Genomic DNA, 11,278 nt, shown 5'->3' on the forward strand with positions numbered 1-11,278 from the left:
TTCTAATGGACATGGAAACCTGTTTACCCTTGTTTTATCCCCTCAGATATTACTTTGCATCGCTACAGGCCGTGAAATTTTTTTACGAATTCTGGCAGCAAGTATTTAAACGCGGGCGGAAGCCTTTTAACTTCCGCCCGCACCGCATGGTTTAATCCCTGCTCTGTTCAGGACACGTCTCAGAAATTAAAACGGAACCCGACACTGCCTGTGACCGGAGACTCAGTATGTTTACCGTTTTCATAACGAGCCTCAGCCCAGACGCCAGCATTTGGGGTCAGTTGCGCACTGACACCCAGTCCGTATTTCCCGGTCGTCCCGGAGATGTCGTTCCTGAAGTCGTAGGTGTCATTGATACGGACTTTGTTGTTGTCCGAAAATTCATGATTCACCGCCGCCGACAGGTACGGTTTGACCTCTTTTCCTGCAACGTCAAGGGTCATCCCCAGCTTCACACCAGCCTCAGCCTGCAGAGATTTGGTCGCACCGACTTTGGCCTTCATACCGTTATTCAGGTGAATATCCTTCTCATCCGCCCTGAATGCAGTTGTCCGCACGTATGGCTGCGCCCATGCATTCTCATTCAGACTGAAGGTTCTGCCCGCTTCGAGGCTACCGCCGAAACCGTTCTGGCTGTAATCGCCCTTCACCGCCGTGCCGTCACTCATCCAGGTACGCAGCTCATTATTAAAGCGGTTGTATTTCAGCACACCGTCCACGTAGTAGCCGTCATTATCAAACCAGGTCGCGTACAGACCACCACCGGTGCTGTCGACTTTACTCTTTCCTCCACGGGCATGTTTAATGCTGTTGTCGCTGTAAGAGAAGAAAGTACCTACCGCTAAACTGCTGTCACTCAGGTCAAAGACCATATCGGCGCCGGTTTCGAAACCGTTCTGGGTCAGGGTATAGCCCGAGCTGGCCCCGCCGCTAATGCGGTTGTCTGACCCGGTATAACGGCCCCATACGCCCCCTGGTGCACGGGTATTCTGCATCACATCACCATGACGGAAACGCAGATTATCCAGCTCGCTGTTGAAGACGTATGCCGGTGCTGTCGCCATGCCCAGTACTGCGTCGGCCGATTTTGTTGTGCGACGCACCGGAGACGACGATGTACCTGCATCTGGCTTACCTGCGTCAGGGTTACCTGTACCTGGGTTACCTGCATCCGGGTTAGTCGGCGGAGTAACCGGAGGCGGAGTATCAACCTTCAGATACCAGTTGGTATTTTCCTTGCTCAGGCCGTATTCCCAGGTACCGGCATCGACTTTCCCGCCTTTCAGGGTAAACGCAGCATCACCGCCACCTGTTTGCACCACCTGAAGCGGCGCACCAGCAGATACTGGCTCCAGACCGGTGTTTTTGATATCCAGCACAAAGTTACCGCTGGCATTACCCGCGACATTCAGCATATCTCCGGTATGTGATGCGATATCCGTGTTCATCCGGAACGTCCCGCTACCCGACAGGCTCCCGAGCGCCAGCGACACCGCCTGGAAGGCTGGCGTCAGACGCGTGGTTGCTGACGGACGGAAATCAACGGTCCCGTTATCCAGCGTTAATGCGCCGACAGTGGAGTCACCATCGAGATGCCAGACAGAAGCACCTTTAACCGCCATGTCACCTGCACCGGTGTTGTCTCCCGCAAAGTTCCCTGTCAGGATGGTCCCGTTATCCAGCGTCAGGGTGGTACCTGACTGTGTCGTCACATTAGCGTTCGCCTGAAGGGCATCCATCGTCATGGCCCCGCCACTCTTAAGGAAAATCCCACCGTCCTGAGACAACAGGCCGCTGAAACGGGTACTACCGCCTTCCTGCGTCAGGGTACCGGTCCCCGTCAGGGTGCCTGCGAAAGTCGCAGCACTGTTGTTGAGGAAATACAGGTCCCCTTCATTTGTCACAACGTCACCGACTAGCGTCCCTTTATCAGTCAAGGTGGTGGTACCAAAGAGCACACCGCCGCTGCGGACATCCAGCGTACCGTCACTGCCAACCATCGTATCGCTGGCCTGATGACCGTCAAACACCGTCAGGTATCCACCGTTTTCCAGCAGCATATTGGCTGCACTGCCGCCAGCGATACTGAAACTGCCTTTATCGTTGATACCACTCAGGAATGCACTGGTATTGGTGACTACTGCCCCGCCAATGTTCTGGGTAACCTTAGAGGCTGAACCACCGGCCTCAACCTGCAGCATGCCACCGCTTGTAATAATCGTTTCTGTGACATTACCGTCGATGTAAACATGCTGACGTCCACCACTGTTAACGATTGTGTCAGTGGCACTGCCGCCACTGGAGACGTACTGGCGTCCGCCGTTGTTAACTGTAGTTTTCGTGGCATTTCCGGCGTAGAGATACTGCCCCCCACCGGAATTAATTGTAGTGTTAGTGGTACTGCCGCCGCTGGAGATAAACTGGCGCCCAGTATTGTTAATTACGGTGTCCGTGGCACTGCCGCCGATACGGACATACTGGCGACCGCCGCTATTAACAGAAGTTGCCATGGCAATACCGCCTTTGGAGACAAACTGACGCCCACCGTCATTAACAGAGGCGTTCAACGCATTGCCGCCGCTGTAGACATATTGGACGCCTCCGTTGTTAACGAGGGTGCTCGTAGCAACACCGCCGCTGGAGACAGCCTGGACACCACCACTGTTAAGGGTAGTGCTCGTAGCACTGCCGTCTGAATTGATATTCTCGCGGCCACCGTTATTAACGATGGTGCCAGTGACACTACCGCCGCTGGATACATGCAGTAAGCCATTGCTGTTAATGGTTGTTCCAGTAGCGATGCCCTCGACTATCACATCTCCACCACTGTTAATAGTGGTACCTGTGGCCTGATGCCCATTGAGTACAGCGAGAGAACCACCATTCTCAAGCAACATATTGCTGGCACTGCCTGCGGCAATACTGAAGCTGCCGTTCTGGTTAGTCCCGTCCATAACGGCGCTGGTATTAGTTACGACTGCTCCCCCACTTTTCTGTGTAACCAGCGAGGCAGAACCGCCGGCACTCACCTGCAGCACACCGCCACTGTTGATCGTGGTGCGGATCACGCTACCGCCTTCGTAAACCTTCTGAGTACCTTTATTGTTAAGGGTAGTGTCACTTGCAGTACCCCCGGAACGAACCTCCTGAACACCAGTGCTGACAGTAGTGTTAGTAACCGTTCCTCCTGTACAGACAATCTGGGTGCCGTCGTTAATGGTAGTGTTATCTGCGCTCCCGCTGACATTCTGAACGCCACCCTCGATCGTCGTACCGGTGACGTTGCCGCCTGCAAAAACATTCTGGCTTCCGTTACTATTCAGAACAGTAGCAGCGGCACTGCCGCCTGACTTAATTTGCTGCACCCCTCCATTTACAATGGTGTTACTCGCGCCGCCTCCCGCAGAGACCACCTGATATCCTCCATTAAGAGTGGTATTGTCTGCACTACCGTTAACCTTCTGGAGACCACCATCAATCGTCGTACCGGTTGCACTACCATTGGTAAGAATTTCCTGACTTCCGCCAGTGTTCAGGATTGAATCAGTAGCTTTGGCACCAGCCCAGATGGTCTGGGTAGAATTACTGTTAACGGTGGTGTTACTGGCGACTCCTCCTGCATAGATCGCCTGTTTAGCATCATCATTGAGAATTGTCTTATCTGCAATGCCACTAACGAACTGCAGGGCTCGGTTAAGGATAGTGTTAATGGCACTCCCTCCGACATTGACAGTCTGGGTTCCGCCGTAAACGGTGGTATTCTCTACTGTCCCGTCAACAGTCTGAATACCATTGTCAACTGTCGTATCGGTAGCGCTGGCGCCTGACTTAATATACATATCCCCGCCTTGGCCGACCGTCGTATCACTGGCCTTATGTCCGCTGACTACCGTAAGGGAGCCTCCGTTCTCAAGCAGCATATTGCTGGCACTGCCTGCGGCAATACTGAAGCTACCCTTAGCATTGGTGCCATTCATGAAAGAGTCAGTGTCAGTGCTAATGGCGCCGCCGCTGTTCTGAGTAATTGCAACAGCACTCCCACCAGAGAACACCACCAACGAACCACCGCTATGAATGGTAGTGCCAGTGGCGCTACCGCCGCTGTAAACAGTCTGGAATCCATCGCTGTTAATGATGGTGTTCGTTACGCTTCCGCCACTGGAGACAGCCTGCTCACCTCCGTTGTTAATGGTGGTGTCAGTAGCACTGCCGTAGACAGCCTGATACCCACCGTTGACTATTGTAGCGGTCACGCTGCCGCCACTATTAACACGCTGCACCCCACTGTTAATAGTGGTACTCGTGGCACTGGCGCCGCTGGAAACATGCTGGTTTCCACCGTTAATTGTGGTGTTCGTGGCACTGGCGCCGCTGGAAACATGCTGGTTTCCACCGTTAATTGTGGTGTTCGTGGCACTGCCGCCGCCCGAGACGAACTGCTGCCCACTTCTGTTAATGGTGGTATTCATGACACTGCCACCATTCTCGACAAGCAGACTCCCACCGCTGTTTAGGGTCGTATCTTTGGCTTGATGCCCATTTAATACCCTGAGATAACCACCATTCTCCAGTAGCATATTGCTTGCACTGCCTCCTGCAACACTGAAGCTGCCGTTAGTATTGTTACCGTTGAGGATAGAACTGGTGTTCGCTGCAATAATACCGCCGCTGTTCTGAATAACATTAACAGCGCTACCTCCGGTGTAAACCATCAACTCACCACCGCTGTGAACGGTAGTGTCAGTAGCGATAGCACCCGTGGAGACATACTGCTTCCCGCCACTGTTAATAGTGGTACTCGTGGCACTGCCGCCAGTATCGATCCACAAATAGCCGCTATTGTTAATAACAGTACCCGTGGCACTGCTACCACTGAAGATATTCAGCGTCGTACTTGTTCCACCACTTCCAATTGTCTGATTGTCATAGACTGCCGCCAGCGCAGGCTGTGATGGCAGAAGCAGGCCGGCAATCAGCCCTGCCAGCACGGTACGCTTGATTTGCCGGGGGCGCTGACCTCCTTTACGGGTCAGTTCTGAGGTAACGACCCACATCCCTGTGGATTCATTCCAGACAGTGTTATAAACCTTATTCATTGCTTACTCCTTTCTCCAGAGTGTCCTCAACACCCTGTTCAGTTAAAGAACGGTGAAGTTTATTGATGACGCCATTGACCTGAGCGCCAGTTATCAGCCGAGTACATTCAAATTGCCGGTCAGTGTTTTTATGTCTCGGACACCACAGAAAATCGTGGTGGTCAAAATTCAGCGATGTATCGTCCCAGCACCCGTAGCAACCATGGGAGTTAAATACCCGCCATGGGGTATAAAACTCGCTGTTGGGCAGGCTGAAGCCACTTATCAGCACCACCGGAATACCGGTAGCCCAGGCCAGCCATGACAGACCGCTTGGCAGGCCGATGAAGAAACTGGCATGCCGCAGCAGGTTCACCCTCTCCTGCAGCGGTAGCTTGCCGGTAAAGTCTTCGGCTCCCCACGGGATGTGATTCCAGACAAAGCCCTGGCCATAGTGGGCGTCCCGGTCAATGCACAGCACCCGGTAACCCAGTGATTTCAGGTGTGCGATGACCTCACTCCAGCCAGTGCCGTTGTTCCAGTATTTCGCCTGACAGGTGGACTGTGTGGCGATGCACACATAAGGCTCCTGGATAACCCGGGGCGCGGACAGGTCAAGCCGGACGGGGGCTTCACGCGGGTCAACGCCCAGAATGTAGCCTGCAGAACGGTGGAAACCGACCTTGCGAAAATCCACCGGCTGATTGTTTGTATCGCCACCGAAATAAAGCCCCACGCGATACGTGGCATAAGGCGCCACCGTGCGCGGCTTATCCGGCGTGGAAAACTGTATCTGCGGATACTGAGGCGCCAGCAGATCAATAATGTCCTGCGACATCGTGCATTCCAGACGGCACTTATGCAGGGACTTGAAGCGTTCCGCATAAGGAAACCAGCCGAGCAAATCGCCCAGCGTCCCGGTCGGGAATGAAATCAGTACAGGCCGGTCTTTTAATTTCAGGGTTTCATCCAGCAGAGGCGTTTCTTCCCCCTGACGGAATACCTGAATGCGAAAGCGCACGAAATATTTCTTACTGCTGGTTACCCAGCCTTTATCCACATCGCAGCAGAAAAGAATATTTTCTGAATCCGCATCCAGCAGACGCACGTGCCATTTCCCTTCAGGAAGCAATACACGTGCACCATCATTAAAGTCATAAAAAATATTTTCAGGCCCTGCCTGCGTTGGCGTATCAGGCGGAGGGATAAAAAATGTATTCTTCAGCGTTGACATATTTTCACCTTCAAAAATATATAAGCGTTGAAAAGCACGATGAGTACGCTAAAAATATAACTGAAGTGTCTTTCTTATGATGAGTAACACCCATCGCACGGTTCTGATATTCTTCTGTAATAGCAGAGATGAGTTCACATATGACATTCTCACGATGTCATACCTCGCGCATTCCATTATAGTTAAAACGACTTTAGTCGTTGCCGATGAAATGCTCTCTGCATTACTTCCGGCTACGCGCAGGAGTTAGTTTACAGTTTACGTGCGGAAAGACTTATCAATTTCGGAAGTGTATCCGGTCAGTACGTACTGTTACAGCGCTTACAAAAACGTCCTGTTCATAATCCATGCAATATCATTCCGGTTTCTCAGACCGATTTTAAATATCGCCTTTTGTCGGTAGTAACACACATTGCTGTAATGTATCTGCATACGCTTTGCAATATCACTTACAGTTTCACCGCCAAGAAGTGCATTTATCACATGTCGCTCATTAGCACTTAAACGCTGAAATCTATACCCACTACTTATATAGCGAGAAGGCACGGCCAGAATGCGCAGAAAAATATTTTTCAATTGATGAAAGCTTTGTGACGGAGAAATCCAGGTAAAAGGATATCTGATATTATTCTGCCCTCCCTGATGGCCAATTAAAATGCATGGAGTCCCTCTCAGTTCGTGGCGTTCAGAATAAATGACTGACAGATTCCACAAAAACCACAGCGCCCTCACAGTCACTGATGACTCATGGCAGGTGAGATCTACCACAATGACACGCTGTTTCCCGGGGAGGTGTCTGTCAGACAGAATATGCGACACAATCTGCTCCGGTGTTTCCACGGAAATAACCTGAACAGCATGTTGCCCGGCACTTTCCATCACTGCAAAAAGCCCGAGGCGGGTGTACTGACACTGACTCATCAAAAATATCTGTTTCATCCGTATTCTGTCAGCTCCTGAGGAGCCTGTTCATTCTGTTTTCTCGATACCATCCACTGACGTAGTTTCTGAAATTTTGTCTGTGGCCTGAGTGACTGCTTTGCTGCGGGGGCAACAGGTTCCAACTGAACATCCAGTTTTGCTCCTGAACTGGCCGGGATTTCCTGCGGATCCTGTATATCCAGGATCCGCAGGGCGCGTCTTCGTCCCGTTGTCGGTTCGTTCTGTATAAAGCGCCTGCAGCGGATATGGTTTCGTCCCTCGTGCTCAATGTAATACAGAATATCTTTTGCTGTTCTCTGGGGAATATGAAACTCCCGGCTGACCGCCTCAACTGTCAGTAACCTGCCGGTTCGCATCCCCCAGAAGGTCACGATGATATACAGTGGTCGAGCCTGCATGTCCTGAACACACTCAGGACAGAAAAAATGTCTCTTTATTCGTCTGCGTCTCTCAGGCATACCCGCCACCTGAATATCTCTCCGTCAGAAGTATGAATTAAGAAGCACTGACATCCCTCCCCCCAATAATGACAACAGACATCTGTTGCCGCTTGTGTCGGGTTATCAGTGCTGAGTAACGCGCAGTACAGGTGCACAAGAAGAGGATCTGTTGTTGTCAAAATGACCCATTTTGACAACATTGGATTAAAAAACTAAATTTTTGTTTTTGTCTGGTTTTATTTTCTTAGTTATGTGATATTTTTGGCTATTTATACTATTGATGGAGTTTTGGAAAATTTAGAAAACTGACAGACATCAATGCCATATTGTTACAGAAGGGAATTGATTCGGGGGTTTTATTGATTTAAATCAAATGATCTTTAATTAATTGTTGTTTGCATAACATGTGTTTTTTAACATTTGCAACCGCAATACAGGCAGTTTACAGTTTGGGTCAAAAAGTTGCTTTTTCGCCCTTTTTGACGGCTTCCATAACCGTTCAAAGCGGGCCGAATTTGAAGCTGTATAAATCACCGTATGCCTGATATTCCGGTGTCCCAGGTAATCCTGAATCAGGCGTGTATCGATGCCGTTATCAGCCAACGCGTAACCACACCCATGTCTCAGCATATGTGGATGGACAGCAACAGCCAGCCCGGCATTTCTTCCTGCTTCAGCCAGCAAGTTATAAAATCGTTGACGGGTAAGCGGACGCCCTGATCTGGAAATAAACAGCCAGTCCCTCTCTTCTTCTGTTGTAGGTAATTTCATAGTTTCCCGGGCTTTGAGCCAGTTCCTGATACATTGTACTTCTTCAGTCAGTAAGGGATGCACGGTGCTGAAGCCGTTTTTCAGGCGCTGGACGCACAGTTTTCGGGACTCGAGCTCAAGGTCAGCAAGACGTAACGAAAGCATTTCGCTGACCCTGAGTCCGTGGATAAAAGCAAGAAGAATCATGCAGGCATCACGTTCCGGGTGGCGCCCCTTCAGCACCGCCTGTATCAAAAGGCTGACTTCATGGTGAGTAAGAAATTTTCGGGAAGACATTAATGGCTCCGGTCAGATGAAACAGAGCATTCAAGAGTGACACGATGACCCCATCAGGCTATGGCTAAACGTGCTAAAGTCAGGAAAGCAGAATAAAACACCGATTGCTCTTAAGAACAGTCAACTGGCATGGACCCACAGGTATAGCAAATGAATTTAATCCAGCAACTGGCGGGAATTATCGAAGGGAATCTGAACAGCTCACTGTCAGTAAAAGTTCTTGCTGAACGTTCAGGCTATTCAGAACGCTGGTTGTACAAACTGTTTCAGGATGTAACGGGGATCAGTGTGGCGCAATACATACGTCGCAGAAAACTAACACTTGCCGCTTTACTTTTGCGTCATACCAGTCGCCGGATAACAGATATATCACTAATGTATGAGTTCAGTTCGCCCCAGGCTTTTTCCCGTGCTTTCAGGCAACAGTTCAAGGTGTCACCAGTACAGTATCGCAATGCGGATGCCTGGGATATGCAGTATGCCCAGCCCGTATTGTACAGAACCACACTGTGCACAAAATTCAGAATGATTGAGATAGCTGAGGGCAATCATCCTTCTGTTCCAAACCTTAAAATGCCTGTGAATCTGGGAATGGACTTTATCCATACCCAGAGCGGCGATCATTTTATTTATAACCGTAACCTTTTTCAGTCCATAGTATCAATTTATGATCCTGTTAATGAAATGTCTGATTTTATGATTTCAGGTGAAATGATACCCTCCAGAGAAACAGATTCTGAATTAATTTATACTTTTAAAGAAATAAACAGTTTTTCCCTGCCAGAGACACTTCTTCCTGATGGTTTATATGCCAGCCAGAAATTTACTGGGACATACAAAGAGATTTTTGATTTTCATATATATGATGCCATGGGGGCGCTGTGTATTAATAAATGTGTTTTAAAAAGAGGACCTATATATACACTATTTCACAGAACAGATAATAAAAATATTATGGATATGCAATTCCTCACTCCTTGCGTAAAAATTTAACTGCGCCAGACCCGATGAAAACGACCTGGATTACTGGCCGTATACAGTACAGTATGATGAATGTTCCTGTGACCCAGATAATCCTGAATCAGACGGGTATCCAGTCCCTGATTAGCAAGAGCATAACCACAGGCATGACGCAACATGTGCGGATGAACCTTAATTCTCAGACCCGCACGCTGACTATATCGTGCGCAGAGTTTATAAATCCATTGTCTGGAAATTTTTTTTCCATGGCTTGACAGAAAAAGATAATCATCCTGACTACCTTTAGCGTATCTTTTTCTAATCAGGAACCAGCGTTGCAATAATTCTATTGTTTCTGGCTGTAATGGATGTGAAGTTGATAATCCATTTTTCAGACGCCTAATAAAAACAATTTTTTCAGTCATATCAAGATCTCCCAGTCTAAGGTCTATCAACTCACTGACGCGAAGTCCATGAATGTAAGTTATATGTAGCAATGCTTTATCACGGATTTCATTTCGCGTACCCGTTATAGCATTAAAGAAAAGCGCCCATTCGCTGCTGGTGATGTATTTACGCATATTTCCTCCTGTCAGAGTTATACCTGAATTTTACACTATTAATTAAAAGGAAGACTTATCAGTTTCGGAAGTTGGCGTGTAAACGATCCCCAACGCCGTATTGACGTTATCTTGCCTGGCCTTCAAAGATAATAAGTGAACGTCCATATGACACGTAGGGTAAAAATCAGTTTACATCCAGGGCAACAACTCCTTCACGCTGTTACCTATATCGTAGTATTACTGCCGAAATAACAAATTACCCCGTCAACAATGTTGGCGGGGATTCTGGTAATTATCTCTTTTTTATTCGATAATCTTTAAAAACGTTCAAAAAATTAACCACTAACTAATAATGATATTTTATTGGCTAATTTTTACGTGATAATAACGGCAGGTAAAAAACACATTAAAATAACGCTAAAAAGATCGAAATTATCATTAGTATATTTCTCATCCTTTTGTTTTTACTTAAAAAAACATAATGCAATTATTGTCAAAAACCAAACAAGATTAGGATTTTGTTATTTAAAACCCAGACCATTGAGCTTGCTTACTTTATCGATAAATCCTACTTTTTTATTGCGATCCAATCATTTTAAGGAGTTTGAAATGGATAAGAAGCAAGTAACGGATTTAAGGTCGGAACTTCTCGATTCACGTTTTGGTACAAAATCTATTTCCACCATCGCTGAATCGAAACATTTTCCGCTGCATGAAATGCGTGATGATGTCGCATTTCAAATTATCAATGATGAATTATTTCTCGACGGTAACGCTCGTCAGAACCTGGCAACTTTTTGCCAGACCTGGGACGACGAAAATGTCCATAAATTGATGGACCTGTCGATCAATAAAAACTGGATCGACAAAGAAGAATATCCGCAATCCGCAGCCATCGACCTGCGCTGTGTAAATATGGTTGCTGACCTGTGGCACGCGCCTGCACCGAAAAACGGCCAGGCCGTTGGCACCAACACCATTGGTTCTTCCGAGGCCTGTATGCTCGGCGGGATGGCG

The 11,278-nt window shown here is 48.5% G+C and carries 8 protein-coding genes and 1 pseudogene; 2 read left to right on the plus strand and 7 right to left on the minus strand.

Features of this window, described 5'->3' with window-relative positions:
• Window positions 1-179: 179 nt before the first annotated feature.
• The 6 genes and pseudogenes from tibA to D9741_RS22730 form a co-directional block, all read right to left on the minus strand.
• The gene (tibA, locus tag D9741_RS22710) at window positions 180-3,788 is read right to left on the minus strand and encodes an autotransporter adhesin/invasin glycoprotein TibA (protein WP_276319977.1); all 3,609 of its coding nucleotides are present in this window, start codon (window positions 3,786-3,788) and stop codon (window positions 180-182) included.
• Window positions 3,786-5,096: pseudogene (locus D9741_RS23730) on the minus strand (AIDA repeat-containing protein); the annotation flags it as partial. The pseudogene D9741_RS23730 and the gene tibA, both read right to left, overlap by 3 nt.
• The gene (locus D9741_RS22715) at window positions 5,089-6,309 is read right to left on the minus strand and encodes an autotransporter strand-loop-strand O-heptosyltransferase (protein ID WP_130219586.1); all 1,221 of its coding nucleotides are present in this window, start codon (window positions 6,307-6,309) and stop codon (window positions 5,089-5,091) included. The gene D9741_RS22715 and the pseudogene D9741_RS23730, both read right to left, overlap by 8 nt.
• A 321-nt stretch (window positions 6,310-6,630) precedes the next feature.
• Window positions 6,631-7,248, minus strand: a complete 618-nt coding sequence (locus D9741_RS22720) for a LuxR C-terminal-related transcriptional regulator (RefSeq protein ID WP_130219588.1) — start codon at window positions 7,246-7,248, stop codon at window positions 6,631-6,633.
• Window positions 7,245-7,709: a CaiF/GrlA family transcriptional regulator gene (locus D9741_RS22725; protein WP_130219590.1), complete on the minus strand. Its 465-nt coding sequence runs from the start codon at window positions 7,707-7,709 to the stop codon at window positions 7,245-7,247. The genes D9741_RS22720 and D9741_RS22725 overlap by 4 nt, the downstream gene beginning before the upstream one ends.
• A gap of 366 nt (window positions 7,710-8,075) precedes the next feature.
• Window positions 8,076-8,738 (minus strand): tyrosine-type DNA invertase, encoded by a 663-nt coding sequence (locus D9741_RS22730; RefSeq protein ID WP_130219592.1) that lies wholly within the window; start codon window positions 8,736-8,738, stop codon window positions 8,076-8,078.
• A 150-nt stretch (window positions 8,739-8,888) separates the two neighbouring features.
• Here D9741_RS22730 and D9741_RS22735 point away from each other — a divergent pair, with 150 nt between their 5' ends.
• Complete coding sequence (locus D9741_RS22735) at window positions 8,889-9,731, plus strand: helix-turn-helix transcriptional regulator (protein WP_130219593.1); 843 nt, start codon at window positions 8,889-8,891, stop codon at window positions 9,729-9,731.
• Here D9741_RS22735 and D9741_RS22740 read toward each other — a convergent pair.
• Window positions 9,728-10,279 carry a tyrosine-type recombinase/integrase gene (locus tag D9741_RS22740; RefSeq protein WP_130219595.1) on the minus strand — a complete coding sequence of 184 codons (552 nt, stop codon included), beginning with the start codon at window positions 10,277-10,279 and terminating at the stop codon, window positions 9,728-9,730. The genes D9741_RS22735 and D9741_RS22740 overlap by 4 nt on opposite strands.
• Window positions 10,280-10,870: 591 nt before the next feature.
• On the opposite strand from D9741_RS22740, the gene D9741_RS22745 reads away from it, so the two are divergent.
• The coding region (locus D9741_RS22745) for a pyridoxal-dependent decarboxylase (RefSeq protein WP_130219597.1) at window positions 10,871-11,278 on the plus strand (408 nt) is incomplete at its 3' end.

Origin of the sequence: Escherichia sp. E14V7 (assembly GCF_004212225.1) — a bacterium.
In the GTDB taxonomy this organism is placed as follows: Bacteria; Pseudomonadota; Gammaproteobacteria; order Enterobacterales; family Enterobacteriaceae; genus Escherichia.

Bases quoted from the DNA above. Each gene is read 5' to 3' on its own strand.
- D9741_RS22715 (WP_130219586.1), bottom strand. From the start codon at position 6,309: ATGTCAACGCTGAAGAATACATTTTTTATCCCTCCGCCTGATACGCCA.
- D9741_RS22720 (WP_130219588.1), bottom strand. From the start codon at position 7,248: ATGAAACAGATATTTTTGATGAGTCAGTGTCAGTACACCCGCCTCGGG.
- D9741_RS22725 (WP_130219590.1), bottom strand. From the start codon at position 7,709: ATGCCTGAGAGACGCAGACGAATAAAGAGACATTTTTTCTGTCCTGAG.
- D9741_RS22730 (WP_130219592.1), bottom strand. From the start codon at position 8,738: ATGTCTTCCCGAAAATTTCTTACTCACCATGAAGTCAGCCTTTTGATA.
- D9741_RS22735 (WP_130219593.1), top strand. From the start codon at position 8,889: ATGAATTTAATCCAGCAACTGGCGGGAATTATCGAAGGGAATCTGAAC.
- D9741_RS22740 (WP_130219595.1), bottom strand. From the start codon at position 10,279: ATGCGTAAATACATCACCAGCAGCGAATGGGCGCTTTTCTTTAATGCT.